Source organism: Frigoribacterium sp. AC394 (assembly GCF_979258095.1).
The window spans coordinates 1,290,730-1,310,974 of the sequence record NZ_OZ409834.1 but is presented as its reverse complement, the minus strand read 5'-3'; the positions used below and the strand labels follow the sequence as shown (position 1 = coordinate 1,310,974).

General features: G+C 71.8%; 15 protein-coding genes and 2 pseudogenes. 10 read left to right on the top strand and 7 right to left on the bottom strand.

What is annotated here, in order from left to right; genetic code table 11:
- The first annotated feature begins 11 nt into the window (after positions 1 to 11).
- From ACZZY9_RS06000 to ACZZY9_RS05985, 4 genes are all read left to right on the top strand, one after another.
- Complete coding sequence (locus tag ACZZY9_RS06000) at positions 12 to 800, top strand: DeoR/GlpR family DNA-binding transcription regulator (RefSeq protein ID WP_463463377.1); 789 nt, start codon at positions 12 to 14, stop codon at positions 798 to 800.
- A gap of 86 nt (positions 801 to 886) precedes the next feature.
- Positions 887 to 1,855, top strand: coding sequence for a 1-phosphofructokinase family hexose kinase (locus ACZZY9_RS05995; RefSeq protein ID WP_463464645.1), 969 nt, complete (start codon positions 887 to 889; stop codon positions 1,853 to 1,855).
- 33 nt (positions 1,856 to 1,888) lie between these two features.
- Entirely contained in the window at positions 1,889 to 3,979 is a 2,091-nt protein-coding gene (locus tag ACZZY9_RS05990) for a PTS fructose transporter subunit IIABC (protein WP_463463376.1), read from the top strand.
- 162 nt (positions 3,980 to 4,141) lie between these two features.
- Positions 4,142 to 4,618: a hypothetical protein gene (locus ACZZY9_RS05985; protein ID WP_463463375.1), complete on the top strand. Its 477-nt coding sequence runs from the start codon at positions 4,142 to 4,144 to the stop codon at positions 4,616 to 4,618.
- 111 nt (positions 4,619 to 4,729) lie between these two features.
- Here ACZZY9_RS05985 and ACZZY9_RS05980 read toward each other — a convergent pair whose 3' ends face one another.
- On the bottom strand, positions 4,730 to 6,028 hold the full coding sequence (locus ACZZY9_RS05980) for an NAD(P)/FAD-dependent oxidoreductase (RefSeq protein ID WP_463463374.1): 1,299 nt from the start codon (positions 6,026 to 6,028) through the stop codon (positions 4,730 to 4,732).
- A 169-nt stretch (positions 6,029 to 6,197) separates the two neighbouring features.
- On the opposite strand from ACZZY9_RS05980, the pseudogene ACZZY9_RS05975 reads away from it, so the two are divergent.
- The 3 genes and pseudogenes from ACZZY9_RS05975 to ACZZY9_RS05965 all read left to right on the top strand — a co-directional run.
- A pseudogene (locus ACZZY9_RS05975) lies at positions 6,198 to 6,374 on the top strand (helix-turn-helix domain-containing protein); the annotation flags it as partial.
- Between the two features lie 274 nt (positions 6,375 to 6,648).
- Positions 6,649 to 6,843, top strand: coding sequence for a hypothetical protein (locus ACZZY9_RS05970; RefSeq protein WP_463464697.1), 195 nt, complete (start codon positions 6,649 to 6,651; stop codon positions 6,841 to 6,843).
- A gap of 130 nt (positions 6,844 to 6,973) precedes the next feature.
- Positions 6,974 to 9,577 carry an MMPL family transporter gene (locus ACZZY9_RS05965; protein WP_463463373.1) on the top strand — a complete coding sequence of 868 codons (2,604 nt, stop codon included), beginning with the start codon at positions 6,974 to 6,976 and terminating at the stop codon, positions 9,575 to 9,577.
- Positions 9,578 to 9,860: 283 nt separating this feature from the next.
- Here the strand turns inward: ACZZY9_RS05965 and hutH are convergent.
- Positions 9,861 to 11,444 (bottom strand): annotated as a pseudogene (gene hutH / locus ACZZY9_RS05960) (histidine ammonia-lyase).
- Between the two features lie 159 nt (positions 11,445 to 11,603).
- Here hutH and ACZZY9_RS05955 point away from each other — a divergent pair.
- The 3 genes from ACZZY9_RS05955 to ACZZY9_RS05945 all read left to right on the top strand — a co-directional run bounded on the left by ACZZY9_RS05955 (position 11,604) and on the right by ACZZY9_RS05945 (position 14,046).
- The gene (locus ACZZY9_RS05955; protein WP_320477863.1) at positions 11,604 to 11,894 is read left to right on the top strand and encodes a DUF4190 domain-containing protein; all 291 of its coding nucleotides are present in this window, start codon (positions 11,604 to 11,606) and stop codon (positions 11,892 to 11,894) included.
- 192 nt (positions 11,895 to 12,086) lie between these two features.
- Complete coding sequence (locus ACZZY9_RS05950; RefSeq protein ID WP_463463372.1) at positions 12,087 to 12,797, top strand: hypothetical protein; 711 nt, start codon at positions 12,087 to 12,089, stop codon at positions 12,795 to 12,797.
- Between the two features lie 307 nt (positions 12,798 to 13,104).
- Positions 13,105 to 14,046, top strand: coding sequence for a glycosyltransferase family A protein (locus ACZZY9_RS05945; RefSeq protein WP_463463371.1), 942 nt, complete (start codon positions 13,105 to 13,107; stop codon positions 14,044 to 14,046).
- Here the strand turns inward: ACZZY9_RS05945 and ACZZY9_RS05940 are convergent.
- From ACZZY9_RS05940 to ACZZY9_RS05920, 5 genes are all read right to left on the bottom strand, one after another.
- Positions 14,036 to 14,731, bottom strand: a complete 696-nt coding sequence (locus ACZZY9_RS05940; RefSeq protein ID WP_463463370.1) for a hypothetical protein — start codon at positions 14,729 to 14,731, stop codon at positions 14,036 to 14,038. The two genes, ACZZY9_RS05945 and ACZZY9_RS05940, sit on opposite strands and share 11 nt — an antisense overlap.
- A 107-nt stretch (positions 14,732 to 14,838) precedes the next feature.
- Positions 14,839 to 16,191: a hypothetical protein gene (locus tag ACZZY9_RS05935; protein WP_463463369.1), complete on the bottom strand. Its 1,353-nt coding sequence runs from the start codon at positions 16,189 to 16,191 to the stop codon at positions 14,839 to 14,841.
- A 243-nt stretch (positions 16,192 to 16,434) separates the two neighbouring features.
- A complete protein-coding gene (locus tag ACZZY9_RS05930) occupies positions 16,435 to 17,349 on the bottom strand; it encodes an endonuclease/exonuclease/phosphatase family protein (protein WP_463463368.1) in 915 nt (304 codons plus the stop codon).
- Complete coding sequence (locus ACZZY9_RS05925; protein ID WP_463463367.1) at positions 17,346 to 19,664, bottom strand: transglycosylase domain-containing protein; 2,319 nt, start codon at positions 19,662 to 19,664, stop codon at positions 17,346 to 17,348. Before ACZZY9_RS05925 ends, ACZZY9_RS05930 begins: the two co-directional genes overlap by 4 nt.
- 176 nt (positions 19,665 to 19,840) lie before the next feature.
- Positions 19,841 to 20,209: a hypothetical protein gene (locus ACZZY9_RS05920; protein ID WP_192061798.1), complete on the bottom strand. Its 369-nt coding sequence runs from the start codon at positions 20,207 to 20,209 to the stop codon at positions 19,841 to 19,843.
- Positions 20,210 to 20,245: the final 36 nt, after the last annotated feature.

The window sequence follows — 20,245 nt, the reverse complement described above, 5'->3', positions numbered from 1 at the left end:
AGGTCACCGGGATGTACGCGACAGAGCGCTACGAGTCCATCGCCGACGACCTGCGCACCGTGGGCCGCGTCTCCGTCGCCGATCTCGCCGTCCGCTTCGACGTCACCCCCGAGACCGTCCGCCGCGACCTCGATCAGCTCGAGCAGACCGGTCTCCTCCAGCGCGTGCACGGTGGGGCCGTCGCCGCGGGGCGCTCCAGCATCCGCGAGCTGAGCCTCAGCGAGCGCGAGGGGCAGCACTCGCCCGAGAAGACCGCCGTCGCCTCGGCCGCCGCCCGGCTCGTCCCCGCCACCTTCACCGGCTCCATCGCGATCGACGCCGGCACGACCACCGCGGCCGTCGCGGCGCAGCTCGCCACGTGGGTCCCGGCCGAGACCGGCACCGTGCTCACGGTCATCACGAACGCCGTTCCGATCGCCGCGCTGCTGCAGCACAGCCCGCACATCGAGCTGCACCTGCTCGGCGGTCGCGTGCGCGGGCTCACCAGCGCGGCAGTCGGCACGACCACCGTCGAGCAGATCCAGGCCCTCCGCCCCGACATCGTCTTCGTCGGGGCCAACGGCGTCAGCGCCGGCTTCGGCCTGTCGACCCCCGACGAGTTCGAGGGCGCGGTCAAGGCCGCCTACGTCCGTGCCGGGCGGCGCATCGTCGCCGTGGTCGACCGCACCAAGCACGGCGAGGAGGCGCTGGTCCGGTTCGCGCGCCTCCCCGAGATCGACACCGTGGTCACCGACGCCGCCCCCGCCCCCGATCTGGCCGACGCGCTCGCCGGGGCCGACGTCGAGGTGATCGTCGCATGACCGCCACCCCGCAGCCCCTCGACCCCCAGCACGCCGATCCGCACCACGCCGATCCGCAGCACGCCGATCCGCAGAGAGCAGCCCGCATGATCCTCACCGTCACCGCGAACCCCTCGCTCGACCGCACCATCGAGCTCTCGGATCACCTGCAGCGCGGTGCCGTCCAGCGGTCCGTGAGCACCACCGACGAGCCGGGCGGCAAGGGCGTCAACGTCTCGCGCGCACTGGTCGCCTCGGGTGCCGAGACTGTCGCCGTGCTGCCCGGCGCGCTCGACGACCCGGTGCTCGTCGCCCTCCGCGAGCGGGGCGTGCCGACGGTGAACCTCCCGATCGACGTGCGGCTGCGCTCGAACGTCACCGTCACCGAGCCCGGCGGCACCACCACCAAGATCAACGAGCTCGGCCCCGATCTCAGCGCCCACGCCGACGCGCTGACCGCGCTGATCGTCGAGCACGCGCCGCTCGCCTCGTGGCTGGTGCTGGCCGGCTCGCTGCCGCCCGGCCTGCCGACCACCTGGCTGGCCGACGTCGTCCGGGCCGTGCGCGCCTCCTGCGGTGACGACGCACCCCGCATCGCGGTCGACTCGTCGGGCGAGCCCTTCGCCGCCCTCATCGCCTCGGGCGTCGGCGTCGATCTGGTCAAGCCGAACGCGGAGGAGCTCGCCGAGATCGTCGGCGGCGACCCCGCCGAGTACGAGGCCGACCCCGCGTCCGCCGTCGAGGGCGCGCGTCGCCTCCGCGCGCTCGGCGTCGAGAGCGTCCTGCTGACCCTCGGCAGCGCCGGCGCCCTGCTGATCGACGGCGAGGGCTCGTGGTTCGCCGCGGCCCCCGTCATCACCGCCCTGAGCACGGTGGGCGCCGGCGACTCGTCGCTGTCCGGCTACCTGCTCGCCGAGACGGCGGGCGCTCCCGCCCCCGCGCGCCTCGCCCAGGCCGTCGCGTCGGGAGCCGCCGCGGCGGCCCTGCCCGGCAGCATCGTCCCCTCCCTCGACCAGACCTTCCCTGACGACATCGACGTCGTCCCGGTGGCCCCCGCGGCCGTCGGGCACCTCTGAGCAGCGTCGCCCACACCCAAGGAGCAGAACACCATGTCATCCCTCATCAGCACCGACCTCGTCGGTCTCGACGAAGACCTGGGCGGCACGTCGACCGACGTGATCCGCGCCCTGGCCGCCCGTGTCGCGGCGACCGGACGCGCCGGCTCGGCCGACTCGCTCGCCGACGACGCCATCAAGCGCGAGGCCTCCGTCGGCACCGGCGTGCCCGGCGGCATCGCCATCCCGCACGCCCGGTCGGCCTCGGTCACCGAGCCCACGCTGGCGTTCTCGCGCCTCGCCCGTACCGTGCCCTTCGGCGCACCCGACGGCGACGCCGACATCGTCTTCATGATCGCGGTGCCCGAGGGCGCCGACAGCGACCACATGACGGTGCTCTCGACGCTCGCCCGTGCGCTCATCCGCGACGACTTCACCGCGGCCCTCCGCGCGGCGAAGACCCCCGCCGACATCGTGAAGCTCGTCGACGACGAGGTCAGCGGCGAGGTCGCCGAGAAGCGCGGCGCGACCGCGGCGTCCGCGACCGACGCGACCAGCGCCTCCTCGGCCGCCGGTGCCGCCGGCTCGACCGACGGCGCCCGCCGCCCGAAGCTGGTCGGCGTCACCGCCTGCCCGACCGGCATCGCGCACACCTTCATGGCCGCCGACGCCCTCGTCGCCGCGGCGAAGCGCCTCGGCGCCGACCTGCAGATCGAGCCGCAGGGCTCGGGCAAGGTCACCCCGCTCGACCCGGCCGTCATCGCCGAGGCCGACGCGGTGATCTTCGCCGTCGACGTCGATGTGCGCGACCAGGGCCGCTTCGCCGGCAAGCCCGTCGTCCGCGGACCGGTCAAGCGCGGCGTCGACGCTCCCGACGCCATGGTGAAAGAGGCCCTGGCCGCCGCCACGGACCCGAACGCCGTCCGAGTGGGCGGCACGGCCGGTGCCGCAGGTGCCGCCGCGGGCTCGACCGCCGAGAAGCAGGGCTTCGGCTCGTCGCTCAAGCGCTGGCTGCTGACCGGCGTGTCGTACATGATCCCGTTCGTCGCCGGCGGCGGTCTGCTGCTCGCGCTCGGGTTCCTGCTGTCGGGCTACGAGATCGCGGGCAACGCCGCGACCGTGCTGACCGACTACTCGCTGACCAACCTGCCGCCCGAGGGTCTGCAGTACTTCCTCGGTGCCGCCGCGTTCCAGATCGGCAATCTGTCGATGGGCTTCCTGGTCGCCGCCCTGGCCGGTTACATCGCTTACGCCATCGCCGATCGACCGGGTATCGCGCCCGGCTTCGTCGCCGGTGCCGTCGCCGTCTTCATGGGCGCCGGCTTCATCGGCGGTCTCGTCGGCGGTCTGCTCGCCGGCTTCGCCGCCTACTGGATCGGCCGACTGAGCGTGCCGCGGTGGCTGCGCGGTCTGATGCCCGTCGTGATCATCCCGCTGCTGGGCTCGATCTTCGCGTCCGGTCTGCTCGTCCTCGTGCTCGGCGGCCCCATCGCCGCACTGACCGTCGCCTTGACCGACTTCCTCAACGGCCTCAACGGCGGCGGGGCGATCATCCTCGGCGTCATCCTCGGCCTGATGATGTGCGTCGACCTCGGCGGACCCGTCAACAAGGTCGCGTACTCGTTCGCGGTCGCCGGTCTCTCGGCCGGCTCGCTGACCGACAACCCCGCACCGCTGATGATCATGGCCGCCGTCATGGGCGCCGGCATGGTGCCCCCGCTCGCCATGGCGCTCGCGTCGACCGTGCTGTACCGCAAGGGCTTCACCCAGGTCGAGCGCTCGAACGGCACCGCGGCCTGGCTGCTGGGCGCGTCGTTCATCTCCGAAGGCGCCATCCCGTTCGCCGCAGCCGACCCGCTGCGCGTGATCCCCGCCAGCATGGTGGGAGGCGCGGTGACGGGTGCCATCTCGATGGCCGCCGGAGTCACGTCGCAGGCCCCGCACGGAGGCTTCTTCGTCTTCTTCGCGATCACCGGTCTCGGAATGTGGGTCGTCGCGATCCTCGCCGGCACCGTGGTGAGCGCGGTCGTGCTCGTGCTGCTGAAGAAGTTCGTCCGTCGCTCGACGCCGACCGGTGCCGACGCGTCGGTCGAGGCGGCCGAGGCCGGCTCGGTCGTCGGTCAGCGCAGCCCCGTGGTGGCGTAGGCTCCGGCGTCTCAGCACCGCAAGATGGGCACGGCGCCAGGTCCAACCTGGCGCCGTGCCCTTCTGCTTGTGCAGCGGCACACGCCATGGAAAACACACGAGTTGCTAACGAGTGGAATGTATTTTAAATTGGTCGCACCCCTAGTTGAAGGAGTTGCAGACATGTCCAAGAAAACATCCCGCTCGCTTGCAGTCATCGCGGCCACGCTCGCTCTGGCTTTCACAGGATTTGTGCCTGCTGCGCACGCTGTCGAAAAGCCAGGGCTGACAAGCAGCCCCGACTCGACTGAGCGACACGATTCCGGCTACGAGGCGAGCATGATCTACGAGCTCGACCCGGCCACCGGGGCCATCGTCGACGTCGAGCGCGGTGGGCGCGATACGAGAATCGGCATGGTGGGACCGGGCTGCTCGACGGCGCCCCTGTGTCTAAGAGGGTCTGTCTTCCATGGGTACTCTGGAGCAGGGTCCATGAACGTCTCGCACTCGAATAAGACGAGCTGGTACTCGGGCGACAGAGCCGGTCAACTCAAGTGGATTTACAACAACAAGACGGTCACCGGCCCCACGCTTTCGAAGTACTCCGTGGGTAGTTTTTCTGGAGCGACGGTGAAGGTGACATGGATCAAGCGTTCGTGAAGCTCTTCGTCCCGTGGGCCTGACGGCCCCGCATCAGAAGATGGACACGGCGCCAGGTGGAATCCTGGCGCGGTGTCCATCTTCTGGCGCCGTGCGGTGGCCGAGGAGGCGCTACTCGGTCTTCTCCGTCTGCCACTTCTCGGGCGCACGGTCGCCGTTCGGGCGCACCGGGCGCACGTCGCCGACGATCGGGATGGCCCGCTTGCGCATCGCCCAGAGGTACCGGACCGTGAAGTGGGTGAGGGTCGACAGGCGGTTGCCGTTGCCGAGCAGGCTCGTGATGTGCACGAAGACCCAGAGCAGCCAGGCGATCGGGCCGGTCAGGGTGAAGCCGTTCGGCAGCTGGACGACGGCGGCGTTGGTGCCGACCGTGGCCATGGTGCCCTTGTCGTGGTACTTGAACCTGGTCAGCGGCTTACCCGCGAACATCCGCTGGATCTGCTCTCCGATGTGCTCGCCGCCCTGGATCGCCGGCTGGGCCAGCTGGGCGAGGGCGTCGTCGGTGGCGGCGATGTCGCCGGCGGCGAAGATGCAGCTCAGGCCCTTGACCGTGAGGTCGTCGTTGACCTGGATGCGCCCGCCGTGGGTCTGCGGCACACCCCAGCCGGCGACCTCGGCGTGCGCGGCGACACCGGTCGCCCAGATGACGAGCTCGGCCGGGATGAACTCGCCGTCGGCGGCGACGACCCCGTCGGGGCGCACCTCTTCGACACCGGTGTCGAGTCGGAGGTCGACGCCGCGCTTGCGCAGCACCTTGGCGGCGTAGCGGCGGAGGCGCGGGGCGAAGGGCTTGAGCAGCTCGCCGCTGCGGTGCACGAGGGTGATCGTGATGCTCGACGCGTCGATCTCGGGGTAGGCGTCTTTCAGGGCCTGGTCGCGCAGCTCGGCCAGCGAGCCGGCCATCTCGACACCGGTCGCACCGCCGCCGACGATGACGACCCGCACCTCCCCGCTGCCCTGCGAGGCCGCGGCGTTCTCGAGCTGGGTGAAGAGCTCGTCGCGGATCCGCAGAGCCTGCGACCGCGAGTACATCGAGTAGGCGTACTCGTAGGCGCCCTTGGTGCCGAAGTAGCTGGTGTTCACGCCGTTCGCGAGCACGAGGGCGTCGTAGGCGATCTCCTCGCCGTCGCGCAGGGTGATGATGCGCTCGTCCGGGCGGATGGTGGTGAGCAGACCGTGACGGAAGTCGGCGTTCGACTGCCGCGAGCGGAGGCTCCGCAAGAAGTAGGTGACGTCGCCGGCGTTGAGGCCGCCGGTCGCGACCTGGTACATGAGCGGCTGGAACATGTTGTAGACGTGGCGATCGACGAGGGTCACGCGGACGTCGGCATTGCGCAGCGCCCTGACGGCGGCGATGCCGGCGAACCCTCCGCCGACGATGACGACGTGCTTACGGTGATCTTCGCTCATGCTGAGCTCCTGCGGGTGTCGATGGTGTGCGGATCCCCATCGACCCTTGAATTCACGGCCCTCGTGCGGCCAGCCGCGAGCTTACTCGCCTCGGCGCGCCTCCGAAGTCCCAGTCGATCCCCAGCCCCGCACCGTGCACCGAGTGCGTCGGTGCACTTAGTGTAGGCACGTGACCGTCAAGACCCTCGCGCCCGATCGCCGTGCCGCCCTCAAGGCCAAGCACCGCCTCGCGATCGTCGACGCCGCCGACGCCCTGATCGCCGAACGGGGCGCCCCGAGGTTCAGCGTCGACGAGCTCGCCGAGCGCGCCGACGTCTCGCGCCGCACCGTCTTCAACCACTTCGCCTCGCTCGACGAGGTCGTCATGACGGCCTGCACCCGCGTGCTCACCGGCGCCGTCGACGAGTTCCGGGCCGCGACCGCGGCGACGCCCGTCGGAGACGGCTCGCCGGCGTCGATGTTCTCCGAGATCACCGCCGCCATGCGCGGCATCGACCTGCCGGCCGTGATCGCCTACCTCTGGACGGTGCTCGGCGACGACGGCACCGATCCGCGATCGCACCATCTCATCCAGGACGTCTTCACCCGCACGACCGAAGAGCTTCTCCGTCGAGCTCGCCGTGCGCGGCAGCGACGCCGACGGTCTCGAGGCCGAGATCCTGGTCAGCTCGATGATGAACGGCATCGCCGTCGTCTCGCACCGCTGGATCACCGCGACCGGCGCCTCCCTCGACCCCGCCTCGCGCGCCGAGTGGGACGCCCTCCTCGACCGACTCGTCTCGACCGTCCGACGCGGGTACGCACCCGCCGACTGACCGTCACCGACCGCCCCCGGCCGCCGCCCGCGACGACCGACCCGCACCTCCTTCCCGACGACGCGACGCGAGGCCCCACCACCCCCACCGCAGCACACCCCCGCTTCACCTTCTGGAGGAACCCAGCACCATGGCATCTCTGCTCTATCGACTCGGACGGTTCGCCGCCCGCCGGGCCTGGACGGTCGTCGTCGCCTGGCTCGTCGTGCTCGGCCTCGCCGGCGGCGCGTTCGCGTTGTTCGGCGGCACGCTCACGAGCGCCGTCAGCATCCCCGGCACCGCCACCCAGGAGGTCAGCGACGAGCTGGCCGACAAGTTCCCGCAGGCCAGCGGCGGCACCGGCACCGTGGTGTTCACCACGACCGACGACGCCCCCTTCACCGACGCGCAGAAGACCGCCGTCGGCGATCTGCTGACGTCCACCGAAGAGCTCGACGACGTCAAGGGCAGCACGAACCCCTTCGACACGCAGCAGCAGCTCGACGATCAGAAGAAGCAGGTCGCCGACGGTCGCCAGCAGATCACCGACGGCACCGCGCAGCTCGAGGCGGGCCAGTCGCAGATCGACGTGGCGCAAGACCAGCTCACCGCCGGTCAGCAGCAGCTGGACGCCGCGCGCGCCCAGGCCGAGGCCGCGGGTCAGCTCGCCGCCGCGCAGCCTCAGCTCGACGCGCAGCAGGCTCAGATCGACGCCGGCCAGAAGCAGATCGACGAGCAGCAGGCGACCCTCGACTCCAGCCGCACCGAGCTCGAGACGCAGAGCACGACCCTGGAGGACGGCGCGGCCCTGCTGGCCCTCGCGGAGGACATCCGTCAGGTCTCGACCGACGAGACGACCGCCGTCGCGACCATCCAGTTCGACGAGGCGCTGAACCTCGTCCCGGCAGAGTCGAAGGAGGCCGTGGTCGCCGAGATGAACGAGGCCGACATCGACGGCGTCCGCGCCGAGGTGTCGAACGACATCGCCGCCTCCATCCCCGAGATCCTCGGACCGGGCGAGGTGGCCGGCGTCGTCATCGCCGCCATCGTGCTGCTCGTCATGCTCGGCACCCTCATCGGCGCCGGTCTGCCGCTCATCAACGCGCTGATCGGCGTGGGCGTCGGCGTGCTCGCCTCGCTCGCCCTCTCGGGCACCGTCGAGATGCTGTCGGTCACGCCCGTGCTGGGGGTGATGCTGGGTCTCGCGGTCGGCATCGACTACTCGCTGTTCATCCTGAACCGGCACCGGACGCAGCTCCGTGACGGCACCCCGCTGCCCGAGTCGATCGGTCTGGCCAACGGCACGTCGGGCAACGCGGTCGTCTTCGCCGGCTCGACGGTGCTGATCGCCCTGCTCGCGCTGAACCTCACGGGCATCCCGTTCCTCGGCCTGATGGGAACGGTCGGTGCGGTCTGCGTGCTGGCCGCGATCCTGATCGCGATCACGCTCACCCCGGCGCTCCTCTCGATCGTCGGGATGCGCATCCTGCCGAAGAAGGTCCGCGCCCGCGTCGGTCACACCGGCCCGGTGCGCGTGCCGAGCAAGCCGATGAAGACCAGCCGCGCCGTGCTCACCCTGATCGGCGGCGTCATCGTGCTGCTGATCGTGGCGATCCCCGCGCTCTCGATGCGCCTCGGTCTGCCGGCCGGCTCGTCCGAGCCCGTCGACTCGAGCGCGTACAAGGCGTACACGCTCGTCGCCGACAAGTTCGGTGCCGGGGTCAACGGTCCGCTGCTCGTCGTCGCCGACCTCGACGAGGCCGTGTCCGACGACGATCTCGTCGCCGAGCAGGTCCGTGTCGGAACACTGCTGAAAGACCAGTCCGACGTGGTCGCGGTCGCGCCCATCGGCGCCTCCGACGACGACACCCTGCTGGCCTTCCAGGTCGTGCCCGACGGTGGTCCGACCGACGAGTCGACCGAGCAGCTCGTCCGCGACCTGCGCGGTCTCGAGCTCGACGGGGTGTCCGAGTTCGGAGTCGCCGGCAACGCCTCCGGCAACATCGACGTCAGCGAGAAGCTGTCGGCCGCGCTGCCGCTCTACCTGCTCGTCGTCGTGGGGCTCTCGCTGATCATCCTGATCTTCGTGTTCCGGTCGATCCTCGTGCCGATCACGGCGACCATCGGGTTCGTGCTGTCGCTGTTCGCGGCGTTCGGCGGGGTGACCGCGGTGTTCCAGTGGGGCTGGCTGGCGCCCGTCTTCGGCGTGCACGACCCGGGGCCCATCCTGAGCTTCCTGCCGATCCTGATGGTCGGGGTGCTGTTCGGGCTCGCGATGGACTACCAGCTGTTCCTCGTCAGCGGCATGCGCGAGTCGTACGCCCACGGTGCTGGCGCGCGTCTCGCCGTGCAGCGCGGAGTCCACGCGGGGCGCACCGTCGTCACCGCGGCCGCGCTGATCATGACCGCGGTGTTCGCCGGCTTCGTGTTCTCGAACTCGGTGATGATCCAGTCGATCGGTCTGGGGCTGGCGCTCGGAGTGCTGGTCGACGCGTTCGTCGTCCGCCTGCTGCTGATCCCCGCGGTGATGCACCTGCTGGGTGACGCCGCGTGGTGGATCCCGAAGTGGCTCGACCGGATCCTGCCCGACGTCGACGTCGAGGGAGCCTCGCTCGAGCGGTCGCACCCCGGCAGCTCGACCGGCGCCGCCGCGAACGCCGACGGCGAGCACGCGTCGCACGTGATCGAGGGTGCCGCACCCGACGGTGCTCCGCACGTGCAGGGGTCGGACGGTCCGCCCGCTCACCGGGCGTAGCGGAACCGAGGAGGCGCGGTGCGGGGAGATCCCGCACCGCGCCTCCTGCCTGTCCCAGCGTGGTCCGGCGGGTTCCGGCCCCGCGCCTCCTGCCTGTCCCCATCGGGTTCGGCGGGTTCCGGCCCCGCGCCTCCTGCGAGTCCCAATCGGGTTCGGCGGGTTCCCGTCATCCGCGGCGGGTCAGCGCTGACCCGCCACCGCCGACACGGACCCGCCGCACCCCTGCGGCGTCAGCCCAGCTGACCCGCCGCTGCCGACACGAACCCGCCGAACCCCGGCGGCGTCAGTCCAGCGCACCCACGGCCGACTCGGCGGCAGCCCGCACCCGGCCCGACGCGACGGCGGCGTGCGCGGCGTCGATCTCGGGCGCGAGCCACCGATCCGGCCCCGGACCGCCGACCTCGGGCCGCAGGGCCCCGACGACCGCGCGAGCCGGGGCCCCCATCTCGAGCGGTGCGCGCAGCTCGAGGGCGCGAGCCGCGGCCAGCACCTCGATGCCCACGACGCGGGCGAGTCCGTCGACGGCGGTCCGCAGCTTGCGGGCGGCCGACCAGCCCATCGACACGTGGTCCTCCTGCATGGCCGACGACGGGATCGAGTCCACCGACGCCGGCACGGCCAGCCGCTTCAGCGTCGAGACGATGCCCGCCGACGTGTACTGCGCGATCATCAGCCCGCTGTCGACCCCGGCGTCGTGCGCCAGGAACGCCGGCAGCCCGTGGTTGCGATGCGGATCGAGGAGGCGGTCGGTGCGTCGCTCGGACATGCTCGCGACGTCCGCGACGACGATCGCCAGGAAGTCGAGCACGTAGGCGACCGGCGCCCCGTGGAAGTTCCCGTTCGACTGCACGCGCCCGTCGACCGTGACCACGGGGTTGTCGACCGCCGAGGCGAGCTCGCGGTCGGCGACCAGTCGGGCGTGGTCGACGGTGTCGCGCGCGCCGCCGTGCACCTGCGGGGCGCAGCGCAGCGAGTAGGCGTCCTGCACGACGGTGTGACCCGGGTGGGCGTGACTGGCGACGATGGGCGACCCGGCGAGCAGCCGGCGGAGGTTCGAGGCCGACGACTGCTGCCCGGCCTGCGGGCGGAGCGCGTGGAGATCGGCCGCGAAGACGGCGTCGGTTCCGAGCAGCGCCTCGATCGACAGGGCGGCCGAGACGTCGGCCGTGGCGAGCAGCAGGTCGAGGTCGGCGAGGGCGAGGGTCAGCATCCCGAGCATGCCGTCGGTGCCGTTGATCAGCGCCAGACCCTCCTTCTCGGCGAGCACGACCGGTTCGATGCCGACGGCCGCCAGGGCCTCGGCGGCGGGCATGGCCGTGCCCGACGCGTCGCGCACCTGGCCCTCGCCCATCAGGGCCAGCGCGCAGTGGGCGAGGGGGGCGAGGTCGCCCTAGCAGCCGAGCGAGCCGTACTCGGCGACGATGGGCGTGATGCCGGCGTTCAGCAGATCGACGTAGCGCTCGACGGTGGTGGGGGAGATGCCCGTCCGCCCGGTCAGCAGGGTCGAGATGCGCAGCAGCATCAGGGCCCGCACGACCTCGCGCTCGACCTCGGGCCCCGATCCGGCGGCGTGCGAGCGGACGAGGCTCTTCTGGAGCTGCGTGCGCCGGTCGGCGTCGATGTAGGTCGTGGCGAGGGCGCCGAAACCGGTCGAGATGCCGTAGTGCGGGCGGTCGTCGGTGGCGAGCGCGTCGATGACGGTGCGGCTGGCGGCCACGGCGACCCGCGCCTCCTCGGCGATCCCGATGCGGACGCCGTGGCGTGCCACCCGCACGACGTCGGCGGCCGAGACGGGGCCGACCCCGACGACGACGGGCGTCTCGTCGGGGGCGGTGGTGGACGAGGAGGCGCGGGTCGAGTCGGTCATGACCACATCACACCGCGTCGCCCCGGCCGCGCACCGTGGGCGCGCCGTGGGCGCCTTTCGAGACGAGTCCGTGCCTGCCGCCCCGGTTGCCGGTATCTTCGATCCGTACCGGGCCGTTCGATCACGACGGCCTGTCATCTTTCACACCAAGGGGAACCCATGACCTACGCCAACCCGGCACCCGACGCCACGCCCACCACGCAGAAGAAGACGATGGCCGTCCTGTCGCTCGTCTTCGGCATCGTGAGCGTCGTGCTCAGCCCGTTCTTCCCGATCCTGTGGATCCTCATGGCCATCGCGGCCGTCATCCTCGGCTTCCTGTCGCGCAAGCGCGAGAACGCCCGCACCATGGCGCTCGTCGGCATCATCCTCGGCTTCGTGGGCATCGCGGCGAACATCGCCTCGATGGTGGTCGGTGCGATGATCGCCGTCCAGACGTTCCAGGGCTGATCCAGCCGAAGGGGCCGGGCCATGTGCCCGGCCCCTTCGTCGTCCCCCCCCCCCCCGAGGAGGCGCGCGACGGATCACCGGTCGCCCTCGCAGGTAACGGGGCGATAACGAAAGAAGATCGTTCCAATCGTTTCCCGGGAGGGTGGCGAATCCTTTTCATCCCCACCGGGAATCACAGAAAAGGACCTGATCATGAATGCTTTCTCCCGTAAGAAGATCACCAAGGTCGGACTCGGCCTCGTCGCTTCCGGCGCCCTCGTGTTCTCGCTCGCCGCGTGCTCGATGGACTCCAACAGCGGCTCCACCGAGTCGACCAGCTCGGCATCGGCATCGGCCGAGCCCAGCGCCGAGGCCACCCCGGTCGCCTCGCTCCCCGACCTCAGCAACGGCGTCGACACCCAGGTCACCGTCGACCAGTCCTTCGTCGACGCGCTCACCTCGCTGGGTCTGACCCCGGCCCCGGTCGGCACCGGAACCTTCGACGGCGCCACGGGCACCTTCGCGTTCCCGATCACCGGCGGCAACGTCGACTACTACGACCCCTCCTCCGACGTCCGCCCCTACGTCCAGGGCGAGCTCGACCACGACGGCTCGGGCCTGTCGCTGACCGCCGGTGACACCACCGTCGAGCTCACCGACTTCCGCATCGACCCGGGCGAGTCGAAGCTCTACGGCACCGTGTCCGCCAACGGCGAGGTCGTCGTCGAAGACGCCTACCTGTTCAACCTCTGGGGCGGCACCCTGAAGCCCCTCCAGATGGAGGGCACCAACGCCGTCCTCGAGGGCACGACCGTGCACATCAGCCCCGACGCCGCCGCGCTGCTGAACGAGACCTTCAGCACCGACGCCGTCCAGGACGAGATGCTCGTCGGCGTCGCGAAGATCACCGTCGCGACCGAGTAGTCGGCGCCGCTCCGGCGGCACTGCTCCTCAGTACGACGACTCGGGCTCCGGCCCCAGGCCGGGACCCGTGTTCCCGGTGGAACCCCACCTCGCAGAGCCCCACGGCTGCGCGAGGTGGGGTTTTCCCGTGCGCCCAGGCCCGCGCCTCCTCCTGGCCCGCTCGATGAGTCACGACTCGCCGCGCATCCTCCCGACCCCGCGGCGAGTCGTGATTCCTCGACCCCGGGCGGGCCGAACCCGGTCGAGGAGGCGCGGCGGACGCCCGAGAACGCGCCCGACGGGGTTGACTGGTGCGGTGCTCGTCTGCGTGGTCGTCCCTGTTCGCGACGACGGCGATCTGCTCGACGCCTGTCTCAGGTCGCTCGCGCGGCAGACCCGTCTCCCCGACGAGGTCGTCGTCGTCGACAACGGCAGCACCGACGACACGGTCGAGGTCGCGCGACGGCACGGCGCCCGTGTGGTCACCGAGTCAGAGGTCGGCATCGCGGCGGCCGCGAGCACAGGCTACGACTCCACTACCGCCGACCTGATCGGTCGCGTCGACGCCGACAGCGTGCTGCCGCGACACTGGGTCGCCGAGCTCGTCCGCACCTTCGAGCAGGACGCCGACGTGCTGGCGGTCAGCACGAACGCCCGGTTCTACGACGCGCCCGTCCTGGCGGGCACCGTCCTCTCGACGTTCTACGTCGGGGCGTATCACCTGATCGTCGGGGCCGGGCTGGCGCACTGGCCGTTGTTCGGCTCGACGATGATGATGCGCCGCTCGGCGTGGTCGCGGGTGCGCGACGTGGTGCACCGGCACGACCGGATGCTGCACGACGACATGGATCTCGCCGTCCACCTCGGTGATCTGCAGCTCGCCGGGCAGGGCCGGATCGCCTATCGGCACGATCTCGTCGCCGGCATCTCGGCCCGTCCGCTCAGTCTCCGCAACGGCCCCTGGTTGCGCACCTACCGCGCGCTGCACTCGTTCTCGGTGCACGGCGTCGACGGTCGACCCTGGTGGCGCTGGCTGCGGGCCGACCCGGCGGGCGTGTTCCGTCGCCTCGGGCTGACGCACGAGGTCGCCGCGGTCGACGTGCTGTCGGGCGGCGGGCATCTGCCCGTCGAGGTCGCCGGAGGCGCCGCTGACGCCGCCGCCGCGGGCACCGCAGAGGACGCCGCAGGAGCACGAGAGGCTCCGGTGCGGAGCCGACCCGCGCCTCCTCGGCTGTTCCGGAGGGGCGGGCGACGGCGCGTCACCAGGTGAGCGGTGCGCCTCGTCGGTCGGTCGGCGGGGTGAGCGTGTCGTCGGCGGGTCCCGTGTCGGCCGGCCTCGTGTCGACGGTTCCCGTGTCGGTGCGGGTGCCGCCCGTGGGTCCGCCTGCATCGTGTCGGCGGCGCCGGGCGGTCAGCACGGGGAGGGCGATGCCCGCGACGAGGGCTCCGGCTCCGCCCGCGGCGAGGTCGCCGATGGTGTCGTCGTAGGTCACGAAGATCGCGTCGTCGACGACGTGGTGACCCCACCATTCGCCGATCTCCCACAGGACGCCCGCGGCGAGACCGATCGCGACCGTGGCGGCGGCGAGTCCGAGTCGGTGGCCTCGGGACGGCACGAACCCGGTGTGCTGCACCACGATGACGGCGAGAGCCGCGAGCACGCCGTTGAGGGCGAAGTGCACGAGGGTGTCCCAGCCCGCGATGCGCGTGTACAGCTCGAAGACGCTGCTCCAGGCGGCGACGAGCACGGTCGCGCCGGCGAAGACGTCGAACCCGGCCCGCACCCCGAGGAACCTCGGGGCCAGCACGGCGGCGAGGGCGAGCATCATGACGGCGATCTCGACGAAGCCCCAGCCGATGCCGACCACCACGACGCTGAGGGCCGCGAGCGCCCGCACCGCATCGGCGACCCACTCAATCGGGTGGGCCGGGCGCTGCAGGAACGTGTCGATCATCCGTCCATTGCACTCGCCTCGGCCCGATCGCGCCCGCATCCGGGGGCGAGAACCCGGGTGCGAGCAACGCACCTCGTCGTTCGGAGGTGCGATGCTCACCTGGAGGTTCAGCGACCGAAGCGACGCCGGAGGCGCGGTGCGGCCACCAGTGCCGTGCCGAGCGCCAGCAGCGCGGCGGCGCCGGCGATCCAGACGCCCTGATCGGCGCCCGTGTAGGCGAGCACCCCGCGCGCACGCCGCTCGTCCGCGCCGCCGGCACCGTCTGCGACGACGGTGGTGTTACCGGCGGGCACGACGACCGGGGGAGTGTTGGCGCCGGGCGTCGGGGTGGCGACGGCCTCGGCGACCGCGAACCGGATGAGGTCCGACTCCGGCGAGAAGACGAAGTCCTCATCGTTCACGACGACGAGGAGTTGGGCGAAGGTGACGTACTCGCCGGCCGGCACGACGAACTCCGCCGTGAACGTGCCGTCGGCTGCGACGGGCACCGTCGCCACGACGAACATCGTGTCGGGGTCGTAGGTCACGGGCTCGGTGTCGTAGGGGAACTCGGACCAGTCGTCGGAGTCGGCAGCTGCGGACCGGGTGATCGAACTCTCGTTCTCGGCCATGAGCGGTTCGACGACTGCGCCACCGACGGCGACCGCGCCGTCGTCGAACTCGTCGACGACTCCACCGTCGGCGAGGACGACGCTGGCGATGGAGCCGGGGACCGCGTCGCTTCCGGTGAGCGAGACGACCCCGGCGGTCGCGTCGGTCGGCGCCGTGATCGTCGGCGCGGCGATCGGCTCGCGCACCGTCATGTCGATGGAGCGGGAGAGGCCGCTCTGATCCGAGACCGTGAGCACGAAGGTGCCCAGGGCCAGAGTGGCGGGGATGTCCATGTCGAAGTACGTGGATCCCTCGGTGTCGAAGACGAAGTCCCCATCGCCGGGGTGGACGAAGAACTCCGTGGAGTCCGTCACGACCGGGCCGTCGACGTCGACCTTCACCGCGTCGCCGGGGGTGAAGTAGTCGGCGAAGAACATCACGTTCTCGCCGGGGGACGTGATGGACGACAGCGTGTACAGGTCGGGCTCCGAAGGCTCGCCGGGCACGACGACGACCGACGACGACGCGGCGGCGGCCGGTGCCGGGGCGGGCGTCGCACTCGGAGCAGGCGTCGCGGCGGGAGCATGCGTCGAGGCCGGGCGGTCCCCGACGACGACCGACGTGCCGGTGCCGGTGCCGGTGCCGGTCTCGGCGGGCTCGCCGGGCTCGGCGGTCTCGACCGGCGTCGGCGCGGTGGTCGAGGTGTCGGTCGGTGCGACCTCGACCACGTCGGCGGGTGCCTGTGCGGCGGGTGCGGCGGGCGTCGCGGGCGCCTGGGCGGCGAGTGCGGCGGTCGGGGCGAGGACCATCGCGGCGACGAGCGCGGCGGCGGCGCCGGCTCGTGAGCGGAGGCGGTGTGATCTGGGCATGCGTGTTCCCCCTGGAACGGTACGGCGCCTCGGGTGGACGCGTCGATCCGAACCTAGGTGACCCGCCGGGTGCCGCACGGCCCCCCGTTCGAGCGGACGGCGCCTCCGACACCGGATCGTCACCATTCCGTCCCCCGTCTCCGCGCCTCCGGGGGACATCCTCGCCTTCGGGGACGCAACCGCCCCGGCCGCTGAGTGAACCCGCGCGTGGGCATCGCACCTCGTCGTGCGGGGGTGCGATGCTCACGCCGGGGTTCGGCGCACGGCGGGCCAGCGCAGCACGGCGTGCACGGGGTCGTGGTCCGACGCCGCAGCACCCGCGAACCGGGGCGCCCCGACACCCGCCGCCGAGACGTGCGCGTCGGGGCTGACGAGCACCCAGTCGAGCCGACGGCCACCGGGGCGCGGCGGCCCGTAGTGCGACCAGCTGCCCCATCCCGGGTCGACGAGTCGGTCGGCGACGGCGCGGGCGTCGACGAGGAGCCCGTCGCGGGTCAGCTCCGCGTGCGACGGCGAATCGTCGTCGGCGTTGAAGTCGCCGAGCACGATGACCGGTCCGTCGAGTCGTGCCACGACGGCGCGGATCCGCCGGGCGGCGTCGAGCTTCGCGCGGGCCGAGAACGGGTCGATGTGCACGGCGACGACGGTGAACCGCGCCCCGGTCGCGATGTCCGACAGCTCCGCCTGGACGACGACGCGTGCGAACACCGCCCCCGGCCCCCGCGACCCCGGCGTCTCGGGTCGGTCGGACAGCCACCAGGTGCGCGACGACACCACCCTGAGGCGCTCGGTGTCGACGTGCAGCTCGACGCGTTCGCCCCCGCGGTCGCGCTCCCGGCCGCTGCCGATCGACGTGTAGCTCGGTCCGAGCATCGCGGTCAGTTCGACGGACTGATCGGGCATGACCTCCTGCACGGCCAGCACAGCGGGGTGCTCCGCCTCGAGGAGGCGCGCCACCAGTGGTGCCCGCCGGCTCCAGCGGTCGGGGCTGCCGGCCCGCATGGCCGGCAGACGCCGCCGCAGGTTGAAGGTCATGATGTGCAGCCCGGGCGCCGCGACGGGCCCGACGGTGGGCCGAGCCGCACCCTCGGCCCCGGTGCCGTAGGCCCCCGCTCCTCGGGCCCCGGCCCCCGCGGCCCCGTCGCGACCGTGCATCATCCGCCCTCGGGGGAGTCTCCGCCGCCCTCGCCCGGCTCGGGCTGGTCGCCCGCGTCGGGCGATCCCGGGGCGGGTGCGGGCCCGGGTGCCGGTGCCGGTGCGGGCGCCGGTGCCGGCGCGGGTGCCGACGGCCTCGCGGACGGCGCCGGGGTCGGCGCGGGCGGAGGTGCGGGTCGCTCGGTGAGGGCCGCGCTCGGCGCCGCGAACGGCTGGCCGCCGTACAGGTCGTTGACGGCCTGCATGTACGGCTGGAACACGCGGTGCCGCGCGGTGTCCGCTCCGCCGCCCGGCAGAGTGTTGCGGCGCATGCTCACCTCGCCCTGGACGTTGCCGACCCAGATCGCGGTGGCCACCTCGGTCGTCGAGCCGACCATCCAGGTGTCCTTGGCGTTGTCGGTGGTGCCGGTCTTGCCCATCAGGGGCACGCCGTCGCCGGGGTTCGAGGCCGCGCCCGTGCCGCCGGGGGCGACGACGGAGCGCAGGGCGAAGGCCGTGGTCGCGGCGACCGCGGGGTCGACCGCCTCGCGGCAGTCGGCCGACGGCGGCGCGACGGTCGAGCCGTCGGGGCGGGTGACGCTGGCGATGGCGATCGGCGAGCAGGCCGTGCCGCCGTTCGCTATCGAGCCGAACGCCGACGCCATCTGCAACGGGGCGATCGTGTTGGCGCCCGAGCCGAGCACGTCGGAGGGGAAGATGCTGAGCTCGCGGCCGTCGGCGTTGGTGACCCCGAGGTCGGAGGCGGCGTCGGCGATGTCGCAGAGGTCGAGCTCGGCGGCCATGGCGATGAACGCCGTGTTGACGGACTGCGTCGTCGCCCGGAGCGGCGTCATGTCGCTGCGCGCGCCGCCGGTGTCGTTGGTCACGGGGTACGGCTGCGAGCCGAATCCGCCCTGGCACGACGAGAACTCGGCGGTGTTCCAGTCGTTCTTCGAGGCGTTGACGACGTCGTAGAGCGAGTTGCCGTTGCGCAGCCAGTCGACCAGCGTGAACGCCTTGTACGTCGACCCGACCTGGAACCCGGTCGAGCCGCCGTGGCTCGAGTCGGCGGCGTAGTTCACCTGCGTGGTGCCGGCGGCGTCCTGGCTGCTGCCGTAGGCGGTGTTCTGGGCCATCGCGACGATGCGCCCGGTGCGGGCCTCGGTCGACACGAGCGATCCGCCGAGGTCGGCGAACCCGACGCTGCCGGGCACCTGGGCCTGCAGGGTGCCCGCGGCGGCGTCCTGCACGTCGAGGTCGAGCGTCGTCATGATGCGCAGTCCGCCGCGGTTCAGCAGCGCGGCGCGCTCGTCGGCGGTCTCGCCGAAGGCCGGGTCGTTCAGCACCTCGGATCGCACGTAGTCGCAGAAGTACGCGGCCGAGGCGGGCTGCGTGTTCGCGCAGCCGCTCGTGGCCGCGGTGATGACGGGCGCGACGGGGGTCTCGACGGCCGCCGTGTAGTCGGCGTCGGAGAGCATGCCCTGCTCGTTCATGTTCGCGAGCAGCAGGTCGCGGCGTCCGGTGTTGAGGGCGATGTTGGACTCGTCGTCGATGCGGAGCTCGGCGGGCGAGTTGACCGTGGCGACGAGACTGGCCGACTGCGCCGGGGTCAGCTCGGCGGCGGACACCCCGAAGTAGTACTGCGCCGCCGACTCGATGCCGTAGACGCGTCCGCCGAAGTTCGCGATGTTGAGGTACGCGAGCAGGATCTCGTCCTTCTCGAAGCGCTCCTCGACGCCGATCGCCATCTTGATCTCCCGCAGCTTGCGCGGCAGGGTCGTGACGGTGGCCTCCTCGTAGGCGGCCTCGCCGGCCTCGACGACCTCGGGGTCGCCCGACTCGAGCATCTCCTCGGCCTGCTGCACCAGCACGTTGCGGACGTACTGCATCGTGATCGTCGACGCGCCGCTCTCGACGCCGCCGCTCGCCACGTTCTGGAACACCGCGCGGATGGCCGCGAACGAGTCGACGCCCGCGTGCTCGTAGAACCGAGGGTCCTCCGTGGCGATGGCCGCGTCTTTCGCGCTCTGGGCGACGGCGTCCCAGCCGACCTCCTGGCGGTCCTGGGAGAAGAACTCGGCCATCTTGACCGGTTCGCCGCCGCGGGTGGCGTAGAGCTCGCTGGTCTGGGCCTGCTCGCCGATCTCGAGCGCCTCGGGGATCGTGTTGAACGCCCTGACGCCGAAGCTCGCACCGCTGCCGGCGACGGCGATCACCGGTGTCACGAGCACGGTGACGAGCACGCCGACCACGACCGAGAGCCCGGTCATGCCGGCGATCGCCCCGAGGGCGCCGCCCGTCCGGGACGCCCAGGAGGCTCGGTGTCCGTCGTCGCTCATGCGATCGCGCCGATCGATGCGGCGGCCTGGCTGGGGGAGTCGAGTCGTCGTGTCATCGCCTCCGACCGTACGGTCCGGTCCGCCTCCCGGCGAAGCCCGCTCAGGGCCCCGTCAGCACATTGTCAGCCGACCGTGATTACTCGTCGGTCGAGGGAGACGGCGCCGGCGACGCCCCGTCAGGCGGCCGGGCCGAGCAGCACGGCGGCCGCCGCTGCGGTCATCCCGACGATGAAGAACATCGTGCCGCCCTGCATCGTCAGCGACTTGTTGCGACTGGCGGTGGGCACGTCGACCTCGAGGATGGGGCAGCCCGACCAGCCGATCAGTCCGATGCTCAAGGCCACCAGGCCGAAGGCGGCCCAGAACAGGACGGCGAGTCCGGTCGGCAGCACGGTGGGGCGCCAACCCGACGAGAGGAGGAGACCGAGGCTCACCGCGACGCTCCCGACGGCGGCCATGAACCAGTAGGTCCCCGTCCACATGATCCGCTGGACGTTGTTCTCGGGCGACATCAGGTCGTTCTGCACATTCTGCACGGAAGACATCTTGCGCCTCTTCGCGCCTCCTTGTGCACCACAGCC

Coding starts and splice junctions, on each gene's coding strand:
- ACZZY9_RS06000 (WP_463463377.1), top strand. CDS start 12: ATGTACGCGACAGAGCGCTACGAGTCCATCGCCGACGACCTGCGCACC.
- ACZZY9_RS05995 (WP_463464645.1), top strand. CDS start 887: ATGATCCTCACCGTCACCGCGAACCCCTCGCTCGACCGCACCATCGAG.
- ACZZY9_RS05990 (WP_463463376.1), top strand. CDS start 1,889: ATGTCATCCCTCATCAGCACCGACCTCGTCGGTCTCGACGAAGACCTG.
- ACZZY9_RS05985 (WP_463463375.1), top strand. CDS start 4,142: ATGTCCAAGAAAACATCCCGCTCGCTTGCAGTCATCGCGGCCACGCTC.
- ACZZY9_RS05980 (WP_463463374.1), bottom strand. CDS start 6,028: ATGAGCGAAGATCACCGTAAGCACGTCGTCATCGTCGGCGGAGGGTTC.
- ACZZY9_RS05965 (WP_463463373.1), top strand. CDS start 6,974: ATGGCATCTCTGCTCTATCGACTCGGACGGTTCGCCGCCCGCCGGGCC.
- ACZZY9_RS05955 (WP_320477863.1), top strand. CDS start 11,604: ATGACCTACGCCAACCCGGCACCCGACGCCACGCCCACCACGCAGAAG.
- ACZZY9_RS05950 (WP_463463372.1), top strand. CDS start 12,087: ATGAATGCTTTCTCCCGTAAGAAGATCACCAAGGTCGGACTCGGCCTC.
- ACZZY9_RS05940 (WP_463463370.1), bottom strand. CDS start 14,731: ATGATCGACACGTTCCTGCAGCGCCCGGCCCACCCGATTGAGTGGGTC.
- ACZZY9_RS05935 (WP_463463369.1), bottom strand. CDS start 16,191: ATGCCCAGATCACACCGCCTCCGCTCACGAGCCGGCGCCGCCGCCGCG.
- ACZZY9_RS05930 (WP_463463368.1), bottom strand. CDS start 17,349: ATGATGCACGGTCGCGACGGGGCCGCGGGGGCCGGGGCCCGAGGAGCG.
- ACZZY9_RS05925 (WP_463463367.1), bottom strand. CDS start 19,664: ATGAGCGACGACGGACACCGAGCCTCCTGGGCGTCCCGGACGGGCGGC.
- ACZZY9_RS05920 (WP_192061798.1), bottom strand. CDS start 20,209: ATGTCTTCCGTGCAGAATGTGCAGAACGACCTGATGTCGCCCGAGAAC.